The following is a 20,751-nucleotide window of genomic DNA, read 5'->3' on the forward strand; positions in this document are numbered from 1 at the left end:
TCGCGGTTTCCGTCGCCGCGAGTCCAACGCATGAGCCAGCCGCCCTCCACCGCCCGCCGCGCCCTGGTCACCGGCGGCAGCGGCGATCTCGGTGCGGCCATCTGCGAGCGCCTGGCCGCCGACGGCCTGCACGTGATCGTGCACGCCAACGCCAACCTCGAACGCGCCCAGGCCACGGTCGCGGCGATCCGCGAGCTCGGCGGCAGCGCCGAGGCGGTGGCCTTCGACGTCGCTGACGGCGAGGCCGCGCGCGCGGCGATCGCAGGCCTGCTGGGCGAAGGCCCGATCCAGGTGGTGGTCAACAACGCCGGCGTGCACGACGACGCGCCGATGGCCGGCATGAGCGAGCCGCAATGGAAGCGCGTGATCGACGTGTCGCTGCATGGCTTCTTCCACGTCACCCAGCCGCTGCTGCTGCCGATGGCGCGCACGCGCTGGGGCCGGATCGTGAACCTGTCCTCGGTCGCCGCGGTGCTCGGCAACCGCGGCCAGACCAACTACGCCGCGGCCAAGGCCGGACTGCACGGCGCCTCGATGTCGCTGGCGCGCGAGATGGCCTCGCGCGGCATCACCGTCAACGTGGTCGCGCCGGGCGTGATCGAAGGCCGCATGGCCGCCGACGCGTTTCCGCCGGAGACGATCCGTCAGCTGGTGCCGGCCGGCCGCGCCGGGCGGCCGCAGGAGGTCGCGGACTTGGTCGGCTTCCTGTGTTCGGACGCCGCCGGCTACATCAACGGCCAGGTGATCGGCATCAACGGCGGCATGGGCTGAAGCCCGCGCGAACGGCCGCAGCGAGCGCCGGGCGCCACCGGTCGGGGCCGCGCGCCCGTTCGGCGCGCCGTCACCCCGCCACCCCGGCGCGGAGTTAGCATGGCCGCACACCTCCACGAGCGGAGCGCGCCATGCGCCGTCATCTCGCCCTCGCAATGCTGATTCCGCTGCTGGCCGCCTGCGCCAGTTCGCATGTCCTGGTCGGCTCGCCGCGGCCGCCGATCGATCCGGCCCAGGTGCGGGTGTACTTCACGCCGCCGCCGGGCGGCTACGAGCAGATCGCCATGCTCCAGAGCAACAGCGGCGCCTTCACCTACGGCGAACAGAACAAGATGAACTCGGTGATCGGCAAGCTGCGCAACGAGGCCGCCAAGCTCGGTGCCAACGGCGTGCTGTTCCAGGGCACCGAGGACGGCTACGGCGGCGGCGGAGTCAGCGTCGGCGCCGGCGGCGGCCGTTACGGCGGCCGCAGTTTCAGTTCCGGCGGCGTCGGCGTCGACATCACGCCGCGCCAGAAGTACGGCCACGGCGTGGCGATCTACGTCGCCAATCCGCCGCCCTTGGGCGACCCGGGCCCGAACGCGCCGCCACCGCCGGCACCGCCGGCACCGCCGCGCAACTGAAGGGCGCGCAGCAGACGGTCGTCGCGCGGCACGCAGGCCCCGAGCACGACCGGACCGGGCACGAAGCCGGCGGCCATCTCGCCGACCACCGCCGGCTGGCCGAGCCGGCGCAGCAAGGCGCCGCAGATGCGCGCCACGACCAGGATCACCAGCAGTTGCAACAGCAGCGTATGGGTCATCGAGCGGCTACTCGGTGATGCGGGTGCGGAAGGGTCAGCGCGGTTCGGCGGGCAGATCGCGCGGCGGCGCGGCGGCGAACTCGCCGCTGGGATCGTCGATGACCGGCGCGGCGGCGCGGGTGCGCCGGTACTCGTCCACCAGCCGGCCGTAGCTCCAGACCTGCGAGACCACGTGCGAGGTGATGCGGTACAGATCGCGCAGCGGGCGGAAATGGCTCTTGCGGTACTGCACCGTGGCGTCGGCCTGCTGGTAGCGCGATTCGATCGGCACCGAGACCACGCCCATGCCGAGCCGGCGCGCGGCCGAGATCAGGATCTGCGCTTCGAACACGAAGTCCTCGCCGGGCACGTCTTCCAGCGCGCACACCTGCGCCGGGTAGTAGCGCTGGCCGCTCTGGCTGTCGGCGATGCGGTAACCGCAGCCCCAGCCGATGCCCCAGTCGCCGAATTCGTTGGCCAGGCGCCGGTAGGTCGGCGCCGCCGCGCGTTTGCGCAGGCGCGCGCCGATCACGATGCAGTGCGGGTGGCGCTGCGCGCTGGCGAGCAGGCGCGGCAGGTCGGCCGGGTCGTGCTGGCCGTCGCCGTCCATGGTCAGCACGCCGGCGTAGCCGCGCCGCAGCGCTTCACGGAAACCGTCGCGCAGGCTCGCGCCCTTGCCCATGCGCCGGGCATGGCGCAGCACGGTCACCGGCAGGTCGGCGATGCGGTCGGCGGTGCCGTCGTCGGAGCCGTCGTCGATCACGATCACGTTCGGGCAATGCGCGAGCGCGCCGGCGACGGTCTCGCGGATGCGCAGCGACTCGTTGAGCGCGGGGATCACCACCGCGACCGTGTCGCGCTCCGGGCGTTGCGATTCAGCCATGGCCGATGTCCAGTTCGAGCACGCGCCCGGCGCCGGCGGCCAGGCGCACGACGCCGCCGGCGCCGGCGAGGGCGTCGAACAGCGGCAGCATCGGCGCCATCGCATTGGCCTGGGTGAGCCGGCTGAGCGTGCCGCCGCGATCGGCCTGGCCGTCGCGCAGCTGCGCGCGCAGCCGCGGCGCGCCCGCGCGCGACGTGCGCGACAGCACCAGCGCGCCGCCGAGCAAGCCGCCGCTGGGCGTGACCGCGGCCAGGGGGCCGGCGGATTCGCCGTCGTAGCCGACCAGCAGCACCGCCTCGGCGCCGTCGTCGAGCTGCGCCATGGCTTCGATCAGGCCCTGGGCGAAACTGGCCTGGGCGGCGCTGATCGCGGTGGCCGCGCGCATGCAGCCGGCGCCGATGGTCCAGTAGCCGGCGGCGGCGTTGTGCACAGAATTATGGAAACGCGTCGGCGACACCGAGCGCGGATCGCCGGCCAGGGTCGCGCACATGTAGTCGGTGATCGCCAGGTCGCCGTGGGCGGAGGCGAACACCGAGGCCAGCGTCGCCGGATCGCGGCCGGCGGCCTGACAGGCGGCCAGGGCGACGTCCAGCGCGACCGCGACGGTTTCCGGCGCGCGCCGGCGTTCGTTCGCCGGCAGCAACTGCGGCGACGGCCGCGCGGGCGCGTCGTCCGCCATCGCGGCGCCATGGACGTGATCGCGCGCGGCGGCCCAGGACGGCAGGCCGCGGCTCCAGTAAGCGATGCCTTCGATGACGACGGGAGCGTTCATGCGCGTGCGAACACCAGCGAGCAGTTGTTGCCGCCGAAGCCGAAGGAGTTGTTCATGGCGTAGCGGATCTGCTCCTGGGCGTTGCCGAAACGGATCTGCGGCCCGCAGACCGGATCGGGCGTGACGCTGTTGAGGATGCCGGGCAGCTCGCCGCGCTCCAGCGCGAGCAGCGCGATCGCCGATTCGACGATCCCGGCCGCGCCCAGGGTGTGGCCGGTCCAGCCCTTGGTGGAACTGGCGTGCAGGCCCGCGGGGAACAGCGCCGCCACCGCGATCGCTTCGGCCTGGTCGTTGGCCGGGGTCGCGGTGCCGTGCAGGTTGAGATAGCCGACCTCGCCCGCGCCGATGCCGGCGCGCGCGAGCGCGTCGCGCATCGCCAGCTGCGCGCCCAGGCCCTGCGGATGCGGCGCGGACATGTGGTGGGCGTCGCTGGATTCGCCGTAGCCGCGCAACTGCAGCGCGCCGGCGTCGTCGCCGTCGATGCGTTCGACCAGGGCGTAGCCGCCGGCTTCGCCCAGCGACAGGCCGACGCGCTCGGCGTCGAACGGGCGGCAGGGTTCGGCGGACACGAGCTGCAGCGAGTTGAAGCCGAACAGCACGCTGCCGCACAGGGTATCGACCCCGCCGACCAGGGCGGCGTCGGCGTAGCCCGAGCCGATCAGGCGCGCGGCCTGGGCGAACACCTTGGCGCTGGACGAACAGGCGGTGGCGACGGTGACGCAGGGGCCGCGCAGGCCGGTCGCCTGCTGCAGGAAACCGCCCAGCGAATGCGGCTGGTGGACGTGGGGGCGGTCCAGGTCGGCGGGGAAACGGCCGTCGCTCAGGCGCGCATAGGCGTCCTCGGTGGCGCCGATGCTGGCGGTCGAGGTGCCCAGGATCAGGGCGACGCGCTCGGCGCCGCGGCGTGCGACCAGCGCGGCCAGGGCCTCGCGCAGGCCGTCCTGGTTCAGCGCCAGCCAGGCCAGACGGTTGTTGCGGCAGTCCCAGTCGGCGAATTCGGCCGGCAGGGGCGAGTCTTCGAGGCCGTCCACGCGGCCGATCCAGCAGTCCAGCGGCTCGCGGCCGAAGTCGTTGCGGCGCAGGCCGCCGCGACGCTCGCGCAGGGCTTCGGCCTGGGCCTGGCGACCGCGCCCGAGAGCGGTGGTCGCGGTGTACGCGCGGATCGCCAGCGCGGGCATCGGCGGGGGCGGCAACGGCTCAAACGACACGCAGGACTCCGGGCGGTATGAGGCCGGAGTATAGCCAGCGCGACGTTCCACGGCCGCGCCGCGCCGTTCAGCTTGCCGGCGGGCGCGCATGCCACCGTGCGCAGCTTTCATGCCGGCGGTGCGTCTTCCGGCACGCGGCGTGGGAGCGGCGCAGGCGTAGACTGCGCGTCCCGCCGTTCCTTCCCGTCCGCGCCGCCATGTCCAGCCGTACCGCTCACCGCCTGGCCCTGTTCGGCGACCGCGACGTGCTGCACGCCTGCGCGGTCGCCACGGCGGTGTGCGCGCTCAGCGCGGGGCTGGTCTACGTCGGTTACTTCGTGCACGTGCTGCGGGTCGCGCGCAACGCGCCCTGCCAGCCCGAGCGCGGCGAATGCGTGCTGCTGTTCGGCAAGCACGCGCCGCGCGGACTCATCGACCGCGATTTCGAAGCGCGCCTGGACCGCGCCGTGTCGCTGTGGCGCCAGCGCCCGCCGGCGAGCGTGGTGCTGCTGGGCGGCGGCGCCCCGGACGAACCCAGCGAGGCCGAAGTCGCGCGCGGCGGTCTGTTCGCGCGCGGGCTGTCGCCGGACGCGCCGCTGCGGCTGGAGGCCGAATCGCGCGACACCCTGCAGAACCTGCGTAACGCCCGCCACCTGCTCGGCGAGGGCATGCGCTCGCGGGTGACCCTGCTCAGCAGCCGTTACCACCTGGCGCGTTGCGCCTTGTTCGCGCGCCAGCTCGGATTCGACTGGGAGCTGTGCGCGGCCGAACCGCGCCTGCAACTGGGCCCGCGCATGGTCCTGCGCCTGGCCGGCGAAGCGGCCTATGTGTGCATGAGCGACATCGGCGCGCGCTGGGCGCGCCTGATCGGGCACCGCCGGATGCTGGCGCGGGTGACTTGAGCGTCTGGGCGCGCCGCATCGGGGCGCGCCGATCGATATCGACTACATCAATGAATCGCGGCGCTCGATGCCGCGGAATCAGCCTGCAGCGCGGCGGCGCACCGGGGCCGGCGGGGCGACGGCCCCGGCGCTGCGCCCGGTCGCGAGACCGTGCAAGTGATCGCCACCGGCGCCGGCGCTGGCGTAGGGCGAATCCGGTTCGGTGCACACCGACAGCACCCGGCAGGGCGCGTCGCCGATCGCGATGTAGGCATGGCCCATGTTGCTGTCGAAATAGATCGAGTCGCCGACTTCCAGCCGCGCCGGTGCGTACAGATCGGTATGCAGCTCCAGCGAGCCTTCCAGGACCAGCGCGAACTCCTCGCCGGAGTGGCGGACCAGTTCGCCGAATTCCTGCAGCGAACGCGCGCGCACCTCGGCCATGATCGGCGTGAAGCGTTTCTGGCGCAGTTCCGAGGCCGGGAACCGCTGGCCGTAGTTCTCGGTCTCGATCGAATAGCCTTCGCCGGCGCGGGTGATGCTGCGGCGGCCGGTCGGCACCTGCTGCGGCGCCGCCGACTGCGATCCGAACAGGTCGGCGATGTCGACCTCTAGCCCGCGGCTGATCCGGGTCAGCTTGTCGTAGGTCAGCGACATGCGGTTGTTCTCGACCTTGGACAGGGTCGAGATCGGCAGCCCGGTGCGGTCGCTGAGTTCGGACAGGGTCCAGCCGCGCTGGGTACGCAGCATGCGCAGGGTGTCGCCCGGCTGGCTCGCAGGCTCGGAAGCGCCGCCCCGCGAGCCGGACTTGGGGCGGGCGGTGCGCATTTTTGGTGTCATGGCCGAACTTTAGGGCCAAGACGAGAGCGCTGCAAAGCGACCGGGGCCGTCGTCCGGGACAGAAACGGCCCGGCAGTACGAATGGGCGCGGATCGGGACGGCGCGGTTTTAGACGGCGCCGCCTCTGGCCGCATGGCTCCGATCGGCCCCGATCGCATCGCCGCGGACCCGCCCCCGGCCGCCGCCGTTTAGGATGATGCGCGTCGCCACGCCGTTCGCGCGGCCGCACCGGGGAGTCGTTGGCAATGCGCAAGTCGCTGGGTTCGTTCAAGGGCCGGATCGGTCTGGTCCTGATCGTGGTCGCGACCGCGGGATGGCGGCCGCTCGCCGCTGCGCCGCAGGCCGCCGCGCCCGCAGCGGCCCAGCAGCAGGCCGCCGCCGCGCCGCCGGCTGGTGCTGTGCAAGCCAATGCCGATCCGGCGGCGGTGGTGTTCGAGCAGGAAACCCCGCGCCCGGACGCCGCGCCCAGCCGCACTTCCAGCACCGATGCCGCCGCGACCGGCGAAGCCGTGCCGACGGACCAGACCGTGCCGGTGGACCAGACCGTGGTCGAGCCGCTGGCGGTCACCGCGAACGAAGTCGCCGGTCCCGCGCCGACCACGGTGTTGCCGATCCTGGACCCCGCGCTCGCCACGACGACCACGCCTCCCGTCGCGATCGCCTTGCAGGCGGACGACGCCCCGCAACTCGACGCCGCCGATGCCCTGGCCTACTTCGACGGCCTGATCGGCAACGGCATCGCCCGCAGCGACGTGGCCGGCGTGACCTTGGCCGTGGTCAAGGACGGCCAGCTGCTGCTGAGCAAGGGCTACGGCTACGCCGATGTCGCGCGCCGCATTCCGGTCGATCCGGCGCGCACGCTGTTCCGCCCCGGCTCGGTGTCCAAGCTGTTCACCTGGACCGCGGTGATGCAGCAAGTCGAACGCGGCCGGATCGATCTCGACGCCGACATCAACCGCTACCTCGACTTCAAGATCGCGCCCTACCGCGGCCGGCCGGTGACCATGCGCCAGTTGATGACGCACACGCCCGGCTTCGAGGAATCGATCAGGCATTTGTTCGCCGACCGTCCGTCGTCGCTGATCGGCAACGGCCGCTATCTCAAGTCGGTGCAGCCCGAGCGCGTGTTCGCGCCCGGCGAGGTGCCCGCGTATTCGAACTACGGCGCGGCGCTGGCCGGCTATGTGGTCGAACGCGTGACCCGGCAGCGTTACGACGACTACATCGAAGCCGAAGTGCTGCACCCGCTGGGCATGTACCGCTCCAGCTTCCGCCAGCCGCTGCCCAAGCTCCTGGCCGCGAACATGGCCGGCGCTTACGCCGACGGCCGCGGCGCGCCGCCGCGCCCGTTCGAACTGGTCAACCCGGCGCCCGCCGGCAGCCTGTCGGCCACGGCCGAGGACATGGCGCGCTTCATGCTCGCCCAGCTGGGCGATGGCCACCTGGACCAGGCCCAACTGCTGCAGCCTGCGACCCTGCGGCGCATGCACGCCGCCGCGCAGCGACCATTCCCGGCCTTGAACGCGATGGCGCTGGGCTTCTTCCGCAACGACCGCAACGGCCCGCTCACCATCGGCCACGACGGCGCCACCGAAGCCTTCCAGAGCACGCTGCTGCTGCTCCCCGACGCCCAGGTCGGCCTGTTCGTCTCGGTCGACGGCTCCGGCGACGCGGCGTCCGCGCTGCGGCGGCAGATCGTGCGCGGCTTCCAGCAGCGCTATTTTCCGCGAGCGCCGGCGCCGGAGCCGACCCTGGCGAGCGCGCGCGAGCACGGCCGCCAGCTGGTCGGCCGCTACGGCAGCAGTCGCGCCTCCTTCAGCAACTTCTTCGCCATCGCCAATCTGCTGTCGCAGAGCAGGATCGTGTTGAACGACGACGCCACGCTCACGGTGTCGTCGCTGCGCGGTCTGGACGAGCAACCGCGGCGCTGGCGCGAAGTGCGGCCCTATGTCTGGCGCGAGGTCGGCGGCGACGCGCTGCTGGCGGCGAAGCTCGACCGCGGCCGCGTGATCGCGGTCGCCAGCGACGCGCATCCGCCGGCGATGTGGCTGCAGCCCGTGCCGGCCTGGCGCTCGGCGGGCTGGTCGCTGCCCCTGCTGATCGGCGCGCTGGCGCTGCACGCGGCGGCCTTGCTGCTGTGGCCGGTCGCGGCGCTGGTGCGCCGTCATTACGGCCGCCGGCTGACTCTGACCCAGGCCGCGCAGCGCTGGCGCCTGGCGACCCGGCTCGGACTGATCTCGAACCTGGCGATGGCCCTGCTGTGGCTGTGGCTGCTGTCGCGCGCCGATGCCCGCATCGCCGATTTCGACGGCGGCCTCGACGGCTGGATCCGTTTCGCCCAGCTGCTCGCCCTGCTGTCGCTGCCGGTCGCGCTGCTCGCGATCCGCAACGCGATCGAAGCCTGGCGCGCGCCGCGCGATCGTTGGCGCCGCCTGGGCGCGAGCCTGATCGCGCTGGCCTGCACCGCGCTGGTCTGGTTCGTCCTCAGCCTGCGTTTGCTGAGCCTGGACCTGAACTACTGAGCCGCGGCGCCAAAAAAACGCAGGGCCCGGACCGCGTCGCGGTCCGGGCCCTGCCTGTATCGCGACCGCTCAGCGCTTGCGCTGGGCCGGCACGAAGTTCTCGCGCACCGCCTTGGCCAACTGATCCGGCGGCAGCAGGCCCTGGTCGAGCAGGAAGTTGTTGAACGCCAGACGGTCGAACTTGTCGCCTAGCGCAAGCTCGGTCTCCATGCGCAGTTCCAGGATGCGGCTGTAGCCGTAGAAGTAGCTGCCGGCCTGGCCCGGGGCATTGAAGGTGTAGCGGTCCAGTTCCTGCTTGGTCATCGCCGGCGACAGACCGACCTCGTCGAGCAGCACCTTGCCGGCGCGTTCGCGGTCGGTCATGCCCAGGTTGAGCATCGGGTCCAGCATCGCGCGCGCGGCGCGCATCAGGCGGAACTGCAGCGCGATCAACTGACCGTCCAGCGGCTCGTACGGCACCATCTCGGCTTCGGCGTACAGCGCCCAGCCTTCCGCGTTGACCGAGTTGAAGGCGAACATGGTGCGGGCCAGCGACACGCCGCGCTCGACCATGGCGGTGAACTGCAGCTCGTGGCCCGGGCGGCCTTCGTGCGCCGACAGGGTCCAGGCGACCGAGTCGAAGTTGAAATCGTCGTACTGCAGCGCGGTGCCGTCGGGGTTGGGCACCGCCACCGGCAGCACGAACTGGCCCTGCTGGCCGGTATTGCCGACCAGCGGCGCCGGCAGGAAATGCGGCGCCGGCTGCGCCGCCGATTCGGCCTCGCTGCCCAGGCGCATCACCATCGGCCGCTGCGGCACGTCGACGATCTTCTCCTTGCGGATGATCGGATCGATCGCGTCGATCACCGTGCGATAGCGCGCTTCGAGTTGGTCGTTGGGAATGCTGTTGCGCTTGAGCGCGCGGATCACCGCGATGTAGTCGTGGCCATCGACGCCGGTGATGCCCTTGGCCTGCGCGACCAGCGGCGCGAGCTGGCGCATCGCCGCGCGGGTTTCCATGAACTCGACCTGGGCGCGGCGGATCAGCAGCTGCGGATCGATGTTGATGCCGTATTGCTTGAGCTGGAACGCGTACAGCTCCGGCGGCAGGCGGTTGTCGCTGCGCGCCTCGGGCAGCACGGTGGAACGCGCCCAGGCCGCATAGTCCTTGAACTGCTGGTCCATCGCCGCCAGCGCGGCGTCGGCGCCGGCGATCTTGTACTTCTCGAACAGCTTGCGCACGCCGGCCGCGTAGGTCTCGACATTGCCCAGCGCCTGCTCGACTTCGAGCTTGGTCGGACGCAGCATGGCCTTGTCGCCGGCGCGCTCCTCGTAGCGCTCGCGCGCGAGCGTGGTGATCGGCTTGCCGCCCGCGCCCAGGCCGACGTAGTTCTTCAGCCGCGCCAGCGCGCGTGCCCGGCGTTCCGGCGGAGTCTGGTCGGACAGCAGGCCCTGCATGCCCTGGAACACCAACTGCGGCGCGTCGTTCCACGGCAACGCCAGGCGTTCGTTGAGCTCGCTGCCTTCGATGTTCTGATCGGCGGCGGCCATCATGATTTCCAGATCCTGGCGCACGTCGGGATTGCGCTCGGTCTCCAGCTTGGCCTGCAGTTCCGCCTTGCCCTTGGCCATCGCGGCGCGGAAACGCTTGCCGTTGTCCGGGTTGAGGTCGCTCACGCGCTCGTCGAAGCCGGGCACGCCGAAGAACGACATCTGTTCGGGGGCGAATTCGCCCTGGGCCTTGAGCAGGATCTGCGCGTAGCCGTTGCTCGTGGTGACCCAGGCCGGCACCGGCTTGGCGGCGGCAGCGGCGGGTTTCGCGGCGGCCTGCGCGGCGAGCACCGCGGTCGGCGCGAACAGCGCCAGGGAAATCGCTAGAGCGAGGGCTTTCATGAGGTGGCGGTCCTGGTGGCGGTCCGGAGTGGGTCCGCCGACCTTAGGCCCTGCGCCGGGCGAGGGCATCCGCCGTAGGTCACGTTTCCTTGCGGCGGTTTCCCGGGCTTGCGCGCCGCGCGGACACGCACCCGGACCGGCTAGTCCGCCGGCGCATCCAGCAGATCGATCTTGCGCTGGCTGCCTTCCAGCTGCACGTTCATCTGGGTGTAGGCCCAGCCTTCGCCCCGGGTCGTGCCGGTTACCCACAGCCGCGCCGCGCCGCGGGGGCCGGACAGCGGCGCGTTGATGGTGACGTCGACCTCCTCGTTGCTCTGACGGAAACTGCCCATCACCAGCCAGCCTTCCTCGATCGGCTGGCCGAGCGCGGCGATCACCTCGGGATCGGCGCGCGCGCGTTTCACCCCTTCGATGTAGGCCGGAGAGGACTTCAGCTGCCCGATCACCAGCGAACCGATGCCAAGCACGAAGCCCAGCAGCAGGCCGACCGAGGCCATGATCAACAGCGGCAGGAACCAGTAGCGGTTGCGCTGCGCCCAGTCGCGCTGGGGCAGGGGCGGCGGCAGAGCGGCGGCGGTCATGCGGGCGGATTCCGGAGCGGTGTCCGGCAGAGTATCCGCAGCGGCGACGCGGGCGCCAAGACGCGTCTGCTGCGATGCGCCGGGCCGTGATACAACCCGGGCTACAAGAGTGGAGCATGCAGGAGGGGAGCATGGCCCAGGTACCGAAGATCGATTCGCCCTGTCCTTTGGGGATAGACGAGCAGTTGCGCCTGGACGGCCATTGCGGCCGCTGCGGCAAGCACGTGCATGCGCTGGACGCGATGGACGATGCCGAACGGCGCGCACTGCTGCGCACCGCCGCCGGCCCGATCTGCGTGTCCTACCGGTCGGCGCGGCCGAGCGCGGTGCGTCGCGGCGCCGGCTTCGGTATCGCGATCGCGGCGACCCTGGTGTCGGGCGGCGCATTCGCGACCGATCCGCCCCCGCTGCTGCCGCCCGTCGCCAGCGAGCAGGCTTCGCCGGTGACCGCGGCCGCACCGCTGGTCCCGTCCGAGCAGGCCGGCGGCGAGGATGAGGACGAACGCATCGTCTTCGTGGGCGGCGTCAGCGATCCGCAGGACGCGCAATGGATCGACGACAGCGATCTGCCCGAACTGCCGATGCGCCAAGCCGATCAGCTGGAGCAGGCCGTGAGCGCGCCCGTCTCGGTCCAGGTCGTTAACCCCCGTCGTTAACCCCGCTCCGAGCCGCTAGCCGTTCCAGGATTTACGACCCACCCACACGAGTACGCGCCATGGCCCTGGTTCCCAAGATCGATTCGCCTTGCCCGCTCGGCATCGATGAGCTGCGACGCCTGCAAGGCTACTGCGGGCACTGCGGCACGAACGTGCATGCCCTGGACGGCATGGGCGAGCAGGAACGCAAGGCCTTGCTGCGGGCGGCGGCTGGGCCGATCTGCGTGTCCTACCGTGTGCCGCGTCCGGCATCCGCCCGCCGTGGCGCCGGTTTCGGTATCGCGATCGCCGCGACCCTGGTGTCGGGCGGTGCGTTCGCCGGCGGTGCGCCCGCGGCCGATCCTCCGTCGCTGCTCGCGCCCGCCACCACCACCGGGCCGGTGACGTCTCCGGTCGCCGTGGCTCCGCTGCTGCCGTCGCAAGCGGCGACGGAAGGCGAAGAGTCGGCTGAGCTCGAATTCGTCACGGTGGTCGGCGGCGGCGTCAGGAATCCGCAGGACGCGCAGTGGATCGACGACAGCGATCTGCCGGAGTTGCCGATGCGCGATGCCGCGAGTCCGGACGCCGCACCGACGCGGGTGGACGCGGCCGACGGGGTCTCGCGCCCTGCGCGCTGAGCCTTGCCTTCAGCGGGCGGCGGCGGTCACGCCGGTCGCCTCGATCACTTTCAATCGGCCGATCGCCTGCATCACGCCGGCGCCGTCCTGCGGCGTGCCGTCGCCGACCCGCAGCGCGATATGGCCGCTGTCGAAGCGGCCCAGGCCGGCGTCGTAACTGATCCAGCGCCGGCCGTTCCAGCTCTGTACCCAGACATGCGGGCTGAACACGTGGCTCTGGCCGGTGAAGCGGCTGGAGTAGGCGATCCCGTAGACGATGCGGGTCGGAATGCCCTGGGCGCGCGCCAGTGCCGCGAGCAGCAAGGCGAACTCGGTGCAGTCGCCGCTGCGCGCGCTCAAGGCCTGCGAGGCGCTGAGATAGTCGCGGTAGGCGATGGGCCCGTTCATGTGCTGCTGCACCGCCTCGACCAGCGACTGCATGCGGTGTTCGACGCCGCGGCCGCGCACATGAGTGCGCGCGAACGCACGCACGCTGCGCTCGTCGCTGTCGACCCAGGCGTTGGACGCGAGGTGGCGCCGCAATTCGGCGGCGTCGGGCGCGGCCTCGTTGCCGCAGTCGCCGCAGACGTCGATCAGCGCCGTCGCGGCCGTGGCATCGCGCGGCTGCACGCGCTGTTCGCCGGTGGCCGGCCACGGCCAGGCCAGCGCGGGCTCGAAGGCGAGCGCGTAGCGGATACGGCCGCTGCGCGCGCGCTCGGACATCTTGTACGGCGATGCGACCAGGCGCGCATGGATCGCGGCGCGCGCCTGCGCCTCGGTCGCGCCCAGCGTCGGCGTGCCGGCGTGCGCGGCGCCACCGACGATCAGCGCCCCCGCCGCCAGCGGCAGCCGCCAACGCGACGGTGCGCGCAGGCTCACGGCTTCAGGCAACGCGCGAAGAAGTCCTCGGTGATGCGCAGCCGGTGCAGATTGTCCTTGCCCTTGAGGCTGTGCTTGGCGCCGGGGTAGGTCATCAGTTCGAACGGCTGGCCGCGCTTCTGCAAGGCGCTCATCAGCACGGTGGAATTGCTGAACAGCACGTTGTCGTCGGCCATGCCGTGGATCAGCAGCAGCTTGGACTCGAGGCCGTCGATGTGTTCGAGCACGCGCGCTTCGCGGTAGCCGTCGACGTTCTTGTCGGGCAGGCCCATGTAGCGTTCGGTGTAGTGGCTGTCGTACAGGGCCCAGTCGGTGACCGGCGCGCCGGCGACGCCGCAGGCGTAGGCGTCGCTGGCCTTGGCCAGCAGCATCAGGGTCATGTAGCCGCCGTTGGACCAGCCGTACACGCCGATGCGCTGGCCGTCGACCCAGGGCTGCGATTTCAGCCAGGCCACGCCCTTGAGCTGGTCGGCGACTTCCACCGTGCCCTGCTTGCCGTACAGCGCGCCGCCGAAGGCCGCGCCGCGGCGCGGGGTGCCGCGGTTGTCGATCGAGAACACCACGTAGCCGTGCTGGGCCAGGTACTGGTTGAAGTCCGGCGCCCAGGTGCGCTTGACCGTCTGCGCGGCGGGACCGCCGTAGACGTTGACCACGACCGGGTAACGCTTGCCCGGATCGAAGCCGGAGGGCTTGAGCACGCTGTACTGCAGGCGGGTCTTGCCGTCGGCGGCGGTCAGCGTGCCGAACTCGATGTCGCGATGGGCCTGGCGGTAGCGCGCGTACGGGTGCTTGGCGTCGGCGAGGTCGTTGTCGATCAGCGCGGCGATGCGGCTGCCGTCGTTGCGGTACAGCTCCAGTTGCGGCGGGGTCGAGGGGTTGGACCAGTTGTCGACGTAGACGCTGGCATTGCGCGCGAAGCTGGCGTTATGGATGCCGTCGCTCTTGGACAGACGCTCGATCGGGCCGCCGCTCAGGGCCACGCGGTAGATCTGCACGTCCAGCGGCGAGTCCTTGCCGGCGGCGAAGTAGACCTGGCCGGCCTCCTCGTCCACCGCCAGCACGCCGTCCACCGGCCAGTCGCCGGCGGTCAGCGCGGTGGCCTTGCGGCCGTCGGCGGACAGCAGGTACAGGTGTTCGTAACCGCTGCGCTCGCTGTTCCAGAGGATGCGGCCGTCCTTGAGGAAATGCAGGTCGTTGTTGAGCGGCACCCAGGTCTTGGCGCGCTCGGTCGCCAGCACGCGCTGCTTGCCGCTGTCGAGGTCGGCCTCGATCAGCTCCAGCAGGTGCTGGTCGCGCGACTGGCGCTGGAAGCTCAGGTGCCGGCCGTCGCGCCAATCGACGCGGGCCAGGTAGATGTCGGGGTTTTTGCCCAGGTCGATCCAGCGCGCCTGGCCGCCCTTGGGCGCGATCACGCCGAGCTGGATCAGCACGTTGCGGTCGCCCGCGGCCGGGTAGCGCTGCTCGATCACATCGGTGCGGTCGGGGTAGACCTCGTAGCGCTTCTGCACCGGCACCGGGCTTTCGTCGATGCGCGCGAACGCGATCGCCGAGTCGTCCGGGGCCCACCAGTAGCCGGTGTGGCGGTCCATCTCTTCGTCGGCGACGAACTCGGCGATGCCGTTGCCGATGGTGTCGCTGCCGTCGCGGGTGAGCTGGGTCGCCTTGCCGTCGGCCAGGTCGATCACCCACAGGTTGCGGTCGCGCACGAAGCTGACGTAGCCGCCCAGCGGCGACAGTTTGGGATCGGTGGCGAAGCCCTCGCCGTGGGTCAGCTTGCGCACCGCGGCCTTGCCCGATTTCGACGAGCGCGCGATGACCAAGTCGTAGAGGTAGAGCTCGCCGCCGAGCGGGAACAGCAGGGTCTTGCCGTCGGGCGACCACTGGTAGTCGACGATGCCCGACAGCGCGGAGATGCGCTGGCGCTCGCGGCGCGCCTTCTCGGCGTCGCTGAGCACTTCCGCACCCGGCAGCACGTCGTCGGAATCGACCAGCAGCGTCGACTTGCCGCTGGCGATGTCGTAGGCCCACAGGTCGAGGCGGTTCTTGTCGCGCTCCTTGCCGCGCAGGAAACCGACCCGGCTGCCGTCGGGCGCGACGCGCGGCTTGGTCAGGCTGGGACCGGACAGCGGTGCGTCGCCGGCGAGGGCGTCGAGCGTGAGTTTTTCGGCAGCGTTCTGCGGCAGGGCGGACGCGTTCTGGGCAAGGGCGGGGGCGGTCAGCGACATGGCGAGCAACAGGCAGGCGGCGAGGCCGCGGCGGGCGAGAGGAGTGTTCATGCGGTACGGGCCGGGGTTCCGAACAGGTTCTTGCGCATCTCGTCGGTCATGTCGCGAGACGGGCGGTAGGTTTGTTCCAGGGCGTAGGCGCGCTGGAACGCGGGGCGGGCGGCGAGTGCGTCGTGCCAGCGCCGCACATGGGGATAGTCGGCCAGGTCGATGTAGTGCCAGGCGTGCGAGTGGGCCCAAGGGTGGCAGGCGAAGTCGGCGATGCCGAGCGCGCCGCCGGCGACGTATTCGCGTCCGGCCAGGCGGCGATCGAGCACGCCGTACAAGCGTTGGGTTTCGCGCTCGTAGCGCTCGATCGCGTAGGGAATCTTCTCCGGCGCGTAGCGGTTGAAGTGGTGGTTCTGGCCCAGCATCGGGCCGTAGCCGCCGACCTGCCAGAACAGCCATTCGTCGGTCTCGACCCGGCCGCGCACGTCGTCGGGCAGGTATTTGCCGATCTTGGCGGCAAGGTAGTGCAGGATCGCGCCGGACTCGAACACGCTGATAGGAGCGGCGCTGATCGGCTCGCCACCATCGGCGGGCGCATGGTCGACGATCGCGGGCATGCGGTTGTTGGGCGAAATCGCCAGGAATTCGGGCTTGAACTGGTCGCCGGCGCCGATGTCGACCGGGCGGATGCGGTAGTCCAGGCCGGCCTCTTCGAGCAGCAGGGTGATCTTGTGGCCGTTGGGCGTGGGCCAGTAATAGAGATCGATCATGGGCGGGTCGCACAGGGACGAAGGCCGAGTGTAAGCGCTGCGCCGGGCGGCGGTCCCGGCGGGCGGGGAAGGCATCGTTGCGGCGGCGCGGGCCTGCGCGGCGGCGCGCTTCGTTCAGCAGGCGACTTGGCGCAGTCATGGGCGCGCCGTTACCCTGGACGGCCTTAAGACACAGCCCGCCAGGCCATCGCATGACCGTCGAGCGTACCGAACGCCTCAATCCGCTGCCCGCGCTGATCTTCAGTTCGCGCTGGCTGCAGCTGCCCTTGTATCTGGGCCTGATCGTCGCCCAAGGCGTTTACGTGTTCTTGTTCATCAAGGAGCTGTGGCACCTGATCCACGGCGCCAACACCTTGAACGAGCAGGGGATCATGCTGATCGTGCTGGGCCTGATCGACGTAGTCATGATCTCCAACCTGCTGGTGATGGTAATCGTCGGCGGCTACGAGACCTTCGTTTCGCGCCTGCGCCTGGAAGGGCATCCGGATCAGCCGGAGTGGTTGAGCCACGTCAACGCCTCGGTGCTCAAGGTCAAGCTGGCGATGGCGATCATCGGCATCTCCTCGATCCACCTGCTCAAGACCTTCATCGCCGCCGGCGACCTGGGCCTGCCGATGTGCAACACGCTGGAGGCGATCAACGCCAGCCGCGCGGCCGCCGAGGCCGTGGCCGCCGGCATGACCGGCGTGGCCGCAAAGTGCACGACGTCGACCTCGACCGGCGTGATGTGGCAGACCATCATCCATATGGTCTTCATCGTCTCGGCGATCGGCATCGCGATGACGGACAAGCTGATGTCGCATGCGCCCAAGGCCAAGCCGGCGCATTGAGCCAGTAAAGCCAGCCTTCCGGCGCGCCGCGATCTAGCGCGCGGCGCGGGAAAGACGCAGAGGCGCAGGCCCCTGCGTCCGGCGACGCTCCCTCAGAGCGGTATGCAGTTGTTGCCCTGCGAATCGCAGACGTACTGCAGCATGAAGTACCACTGGCTGCCGTCGCATTCCCAGACGATGTAGCCGGAACCGAACGGGGTGGCGGTCTGCGCGCCGGCGTTGGAGGCGTCGCAGGTCGCGGTCGGCGGCGGCCACGCGTTCGCGCTGGAGCTCATTCCCAGGCTGAGCAACGCGATCGCCGCGCCGAGCATGATCTTGTGCATCTGTAAGACTCCTTGTCCGATGCCGCTATGCGGGTGCTGGGGCTCCGGCAGCCAGCGGCGTTTCTGCCGAATCCATGGCCTGACGCGTCTACCGCCGCAATCTATCACCGGCTCTCCGGCATCGGTGCCGTCGGCCGCGCCGCTGCGCCGAACCGGGTTGGCGCAATCAATGCGTTGCGTTCGACGGGCGCGGAGCCATGATCGCCATGCGCAAGTTCAGCGCATCGGCGCGCTGCGAATAGCGTAGGCCGTTCGGGTCGGTTTCCAGGCCCAGCGCCGCGTAGGCCGCACTCAAGTCCGGAAACTCGCGCGAACGCGCATAACGCCGGTACAGGCGCGCGAACACGCCGTCGCCGCCGAGGCGATCCAGCTCGTCGGCGAACGCCTGCGGCGAGGCCTCGTCCATGTCGTCCGCCGCCGCGTCCAGACAGCACCGCGCGTAGCGCGACAGCACCGTGTCCAGATCCAGGCCGCGTTCGCGGCGCAGCGCCAGGTCCGCTTCCAGCCAGTACGCCGCGCCGGCCCAATACACGCGCATGGTGCCGCCGCGGCCGAGTTCGTCCAGCGCCGCGCCCGGCCCCAGGCGGCGGCCGCGGCCGAAGCCGGCGTCGAGCTGGCGCCAGGCCTGGTCCGGCGTGAGCAGGCCGGCGCGGGCGCGCAGCACGTTCTGGTAATAGCTCGCCAGGCCCTCGGCCATCCAGCGGCCGTCGCGGCCCAGATAGGGATGGAACAAGTGCGAGAGTTCGTGGACCGCGGTCCAGTCGGCGCGCAGTTGCGCCAGGCTGGCGTCGCGGCGCACGAACAGCAGCACCGCGACGCCGTCGCCGCGCTCGGTCTGGCCCCAGGGCACGGGGCTGGGATCGCGGCTGTCGATCTGGCGGATCCGCACCTGCGCCCGGCGCAGCGGATAGCGCCCGAACGCGGTCAGGGTGGCGTCGGCGGCTTCGGCCAGCCAGCGCTGCAGCATCGCCGCGCGTGCCGGGTCGGACACGCCTTCCACGCTCACCTGCAGGGCATTGCCGCCGGCGCGCAGGGTGCGCGCCGGCGCGGCGCCGTCGTCCGCGCGCGCAGGCGGCGCGGCGGCGGCCAGCGCGCAGGCGATCAGGAACAGCAGGGGCGTAGGGCGCATGGGCATTGGATGTCCAGGCTGGAGCAAGGTTCCCGCGGGTGCGGCCGCTACAATACGACGATGGACGTATCGCACCTGCTCGACGCACTCAATCCCGCCCAACGCGAAGCCGTATCGGCCCCCCCGGGCCACTATCTGGTTCTGGCCGGCGCCGGCTCGGGCAAGACCCGAGTCCTCACCCACCGCATCGCCTGGCTCAACGAAGTCGTCGGCGTGCCGACCCACGGCATCCTCGCGGTGACCTTCACCAACAAAGCCGCCGGCGAGATGCGCAACCGCGTCGACCTGCAGCTGCGCCACGGCGCGCGCGGCATGTGGATCGGCACTTTCCACGGCCTGGCCCATCGCCTGCTGCGCCTGCATTGGCAGGACGCCAAGCTGCCCGAAGGCTTCCAGGTCCTGGACAGCGACGACCAGCTGCGCCTGGTCAAGCGCGTGGTGCAGGCGCTGGAACTGGACGAGGCGCGCTTCCCGCCGCGCCAGATCGCCTGGTGGATCAACGCCCAGAAGGACGAAGGCCGCCGTCCCGAGCATATCCAGCCGGCCGCCGACCCCTGGGCCGACGCGATGCGGCGCGCCTACGAGGCCTACCAGGAACGCTGCGAACGCGCCGGCCTGGTCGATTTCGCCGAGCTGCTGCTGCGCGCGCACGAACTGCTGCGCGACAACCCGGCCCTGCTCGCGCACTACCGCCACCGCTTCCGCGAGATCCTGGTCGACGAATTCCAGGACACCAACGCCATCCAGTACGCGTTCGTGCGCGTGCTGGCCGGCGATAGCGGCCACGTGTTCGTGGTCGGCGACGACGACCAGGCCATCTACGGCTGGCGCGGCGCCAAGGTCGAGAACGTGCAGCGGTTCCTGCGCGACTTCCCCGGCGCCCAGACCATCCGCCTGGAACAGAACTACCGCTCCAGCGCCAACATCCTGGAAGCCGCCAACGCGGTGATCGCGCACAACCCGGACCGCCTGGGCAAGAAGCTGTGGACCGACACCGGCCTGGGCGAACCGATCGACCTGTATGCGGCCTACAACGAGATGGACGAGGCGCGCTTCGTGGTCGAGCGCCTGCGCCAGTGGGTGCGCGACGGCGGCAGCTACGGCGACGTCGCGGTGCTCTATCGCAGCAATGCGCAATCGCGCGCCTACGAAGAAGCGCTGCTGTCCGAACAGGTGCCCTACCGCGTCTACGGCGGGCAGCGTTTCTTCGAGCGCGCCGAGATCAAGGACACCCTGGCCTATCTGCGCCTGGTCGCCAACCGCGCCGACGACGCCGCCTTCGAGCGCGCGGTCAACACGCCGGCGCGCGGCATCGGCGAGCGCACCCTGGACGAAGTGCGCAAGCGCGCGCGTGCCGACGGCGCCCCGCTGTGGGCCGCCGCGCGCTGGATGACCGAGGAGACGCTGCTGGCGGCGCGCGCGCGCAATGCGCTCGCGGGCTTCATCAGGATCATCGACGAACTCGAAACCGACCTGGCGTCGATGCCGCTGCCGGAAAAGATCGACCATGTGCTGCAGCGCTCCGGTCTGCGCGAGCATTACGCCAACGAATCGCGCGGTCAGCTCGATTCGCGCACCGACAACCTGGACGAACTGGTCTCGGTCGCCTCGCGCTTCACCCGCAGCGACGAGGACGACGCCGCGGCGATGCCGGAGCTGATCGCGTTCCTGAGCTACGCCGCGCTCGAAGCCGGCGAAGGCCAGGCCCAGGCCGGCGACGACGGCGTGCAGCTGATGACCCTGCACAGCGCCAAGGGCCTGGAGTTCCCGCTGGTGTTCCTGGGCGGTCTGGAAGAAGGCTTGTTCCCGAGCAACCGTTCGACCGAAGAATCCGGGCGCCTGGAAGAAGAGCGCCGGCTGGCTTACGTGGGCATCACCCGCGCGCGCCAGAAACTGGTGCTCAGTTACGCCGAGACCCGCCGCATCCACGGCATGGACATGTACGGCGTGCCCTCGCGCTTCCTGCGCGAGATTCCGCCGTCGCTGCTGCACGAGGTGCGCCCGAAGGTGCAGGTGTCGCGCCCGGTGTACGGCAATCAGCCGCGCCGCGACCCCGGCCACGCCGCCATCGAGGCGCCGCCGGTGCGCCTGGGCTCGCAGGTGCGCCATCCCAGTTTCGGCACCGGTACCGTCACCGATTACGAAGGCACCGGCGCGCATGCGCGCGTGCAGGTCAACTTCGACGATGCCGGCAGCAAGTGGCTGGTGCTGGCCTACGCGAACCTGCAGCCGGCCTGAAGCCGGTGCGATGCGTCGGCCGCGTGG

At 70.9% G+C, this 20,751-nt stretch carries 19 protein-coding genes and 1 pseudogene; 8 read left to right on the forward strand and 12 right to left on the reverse strand.

Annotated elements, in window-relative coordinates:
- Positions 1-30 precede the first annotated feature (30 nt).
- Both fabG and ASD78_RS00815 read left to right on the forward strand, forming a co-directional pair.
- Positions 31-771, forward strand: a complete 741-nt coding sequence (gene fabG, locus ASD78_RS00810; RefSeq protein ID WP_056097745.1) for a 3-oxoacyl-ACP reductase FabG — start codon at positions 31-33, stop codon at positions 769-771.
- Between the two features lie 131 nt (positions 772-902).
- Positions 903-1,394, forward strand: a complete 492-nt coding sequence (locus ASD78_RS00815; RefSeq protein ID WP_235566414.1) for a DUF4156 domain-containing protein — start codon at positions 903-905, stop codon at positions 1,392-1,394.
- Between the two features lie 26 nt (positions 1,395-1,420).
- Here ASD78_RS00815 and ASD78_RS21315 read toward each other — a convergent pair.
- The 4 genes and pseudogenes from ASD78_RS21315 to ASD78_RS00830 form a co-directional block, all read right to left on the reverse strand.
- A pseudogene (locus tag ASD78_RS21315) lies at positions 1,421-1,573 on the reverse strand (cation:proton antiporter); the annotation flags it as partial.
- A 34-nt stretch (positions 1,574-1,607) separates the two neighbouring features.
- Entirely contained in the window at positions 1,608-2,435 is an 828-nt protein-coding gene (locus ASD78_RS00820; protein ID WP_056097746.1) for a glycosyltransferase family 2 protein, read from the reverse strand.
- Entirely contained in the window at positions 2,428-3,207 is a 780-nt protein-coding gene (locus ASD78_RS00825) for a beta-ketoacyl synthase chain length factor (RefSeq protein WP_056097747.1), read from the reverse strand. The genes ASD78_RS00820 and ASD78_RS00825 overlap by 8 nt, the downstream gene beginning before the upstream one ends.
- Positions 3,204-4,385: a beta-ketoacyl-[acyl-carrier-protein] synthase family protein gene (locus tag ASD78_RS00830; RefSeq protein ID WP_056097748.1), complete on the reverse strand. Its 1,182-nt coding sequence runs from the start codon at positions 4,383-4,385 to the stop codon at positions 3,204-3,206. The genes ASD78_RS00825 and ASD78_RS00830 overlap by 4 nt, the downstream gene beginning before the upstream one ends.
- A gap of 227 nt (positions 4,386-4,612) precedes the next feature.
- On the opposite strand from ASD78_RS00830, the gene ASD78_RS00835 reads away from it, so the two are divergent.
- Positions 4,613-5,296 carry a YdcF family protein gene (locus ASD78_RS00835; RefSeq protein ID WP_055907658.1) on the forward strand — a complete coding sequence of 228 codons (684 nt, stop codon included), beginning with the start codon at positions 4,613-4,615 and terminating at the stop codon, positions 5,294-5,296.
- A 78-nt stretch (positions 5,297-5,374) separates the two neighbouring features.
- Here ASD78_RS00835 and ASD78_RS00840 read toward each other — a convergent pair whose 3' ends face one another.
- The gene (locus tag ASD78_RS00840; protein ID WP_082575363.1) at positions 5,375-6,103 is read right to left on the reverse strand and encodes an XRE family transcriptional regulator; all 729 of its coding nucleotides are present in this window, start codon (positions 6,101-6,103) and stop codon (positions 5,375-5,377) included.
- A 257-nt stretch (positions 6,104-6,360) separates the two neighbouring features.
- Here ASD78_RS00840 and ASD78_RS00845 point away from each other — a divergent pair, with 257 nt between their 5' ends.
- Positions 6,361-8,637, forward strand: coding sequence for a serine hydrolase (locus ASD78_RS00845; RefSeq protein WP_056097749.1), 2,277 nt, complete (start codon positions 6,361-6,363; stop codon positions 8,635-8,637).
- Between the two features lie 69 nt (positions 8,638-8,706).
- Here ASD78_RS00845 and ASD78_RS00850 read toward each other — a convergent pair whose 3' ends face one another.
- A complete protein-coding gene (locus ASD78_RS00850) occupies positions 8,707-10,509 on the reverse strand; it encodes a DUF885 domain-containing protein (RefSeq protein ID WP_056097750.1) in 1,803 nt (600 codons plus the stop codon).
- Positions 10,510-10,649: 140 nt separating this feature from the next.
- A complete protein-coding gene (locus ASD78_RS21040; RefSeq protein ID WP_056097751.1) occupies positions 10,650-11,090 on the reverse strand; it encodes a cytochrome c oxidase assembly factor Coa1 family protein in 441 nt (146 codons plus the stop codon).
- A gap of 131 nt (positions 11,091-11,221) precedes the next feature.
- Here ASD78_RS21040 and ASD78_RS21045 point away from each other — a divergent pair, with 131 nt between their 5' ends.
- Both ASD78_RS21045 and ASD78_RS00865 read left to right on the forward strand, forming a co-directional pair.
- Positions 11,222-11,746: a hypothetical protein gene (locus ASD78_RS21045; RefSeq protein WP_162250106.1), complete on the forward strand. Its 525-nt coding sequence runs from the start codon at positions 11,222-11,224 to the stop codon at positions 11,744-11,746.
- A 59-nt stretch (positions 11,747-11,805) separates the two neighbouring features.
- Positions 11,806-12,363, forward strand: a complete 558-nt coding sequence (locus ASD78_RS00865; protein ID WP_056097753.1) for a hypothetical protein — start codon at positions 11,806-11,808, stop codon at positions 12,361-12,363.
- Positions 12,364-12,372: 9 nt separating this feature from the next.
- Here ASD78_RS00865 and ASD78_RS00870 read toward each other — a convergent pair whose 3' ends face one another.
- From ASD78_RS00870 to ASD78_RS00880, 3 genes are read right to left on the reverse strand one after another with little or no spacing between them, the layout of a single operon-like run.
- Complete coding sequence (locus ASD78_RS00870; RefSeq protein WP_056097754.1) at positions 12,373-13,221, reverse strand: transglutaminase-like domain-containing protein; 849 nt, start codon at positions 13,219-13,221, stop codon at positions 12,373-12,375.
- On the reverse strand, positions 13,218-15,446 hold the full coding sequence (locus ASD78_RS00875) for a S9 family peptidase (RefSeq protein ID WP_056098141.1): 2,229 nt from the start codon (positions 15,444-15,446) through the stop codon (positions 13,218-13,220). The genes ASD78_RS00870 and ASD78_RS00875 overlap by 4 nt, the downstream gene beginning before the upstream one ends.
- Before the next feature lie 47 nt (positions 15,447-15,493).
- Positions 15,494-16,204, reverse strand: a complete 711-nt coding sequence (locus ASD78_RS00880) for a glutathione S-transferase N-terminal domain-containing protein (protein ID WP_056097755.1) — start codon at positions 16,202-16,204, stop codon at positions 15,494-15,496.
- Between the two features lie 191 nt (positions 16,205-16,395).
- Here ASD78_RS00880 and ASD78_RS00885 point away from each other — a divergent pair, with 191 nt between their 5' ends.
- A complete protein-coding gene (locus tag ASD78_RS00885) occupies positions 16,396-17,034 on the forward strand; it encodes a TIGR00645 family protein (RefSeq protein WP_055907682.1) in 639 nt (212 codons plus the stop codon).
- Between the two features lie 92 nt (positions 17,035-17,126).
- Here ASD78_RS00885 and ASD78_RS00890 read toward each other — a convergent pair whose 3' ends face one another.
- Both ASD78_RS00890 and ASD78_RS00895 read right to left on the reverse strand, forming a co-directional pair.
- Positions 17,127-17,357 (reverse strand): hypothetical protein, encoded by a 231-nt coding sequence (locus ASD78_RS00890; protein WP_055907685.1) that lies wholly within the window; start codon positions 17,355-17,357, stop codon positions 17,127-17,129.
- Between the two features lie 166 nt (positions 17,358-17,523).
- Entirely contained in the window at positions 17,524-18,486 is a 963-nt protein-coding gene (locus ASD78_RS00895) for a hypothetical protein (protein WP_162250107.1), read from the reverse strand.
- A 60-nt stretch (positions 18,487-18,546) separates the two neighbouring features.
- Here ASD78_RS00895 and uvrD point away from each other — a divergent pair, with 60 nt between their 5' ends.
- A complete protein-coding gene (gene uvrD / locus ASD78_RS00900; protein WP_056097757.1) occupies positions 18,547-20,724 on the forward strand; it encodes a DNA helicase II in 2,178 nt (725 codons plus the stop codon).
- The last annotated feature ends 27 nt before the right edge of the window (positions 20,725-20,751 follow it).

The sequence above is a fragment of the Lysobacter sp. Root667 genome (assembly GCF_001427715.1).
GTDB lineage: Bacteria > Pseudomonadota > Gammaproteobacteria > Xanthomonadales > Xanthomonadaceae > Lysobacter.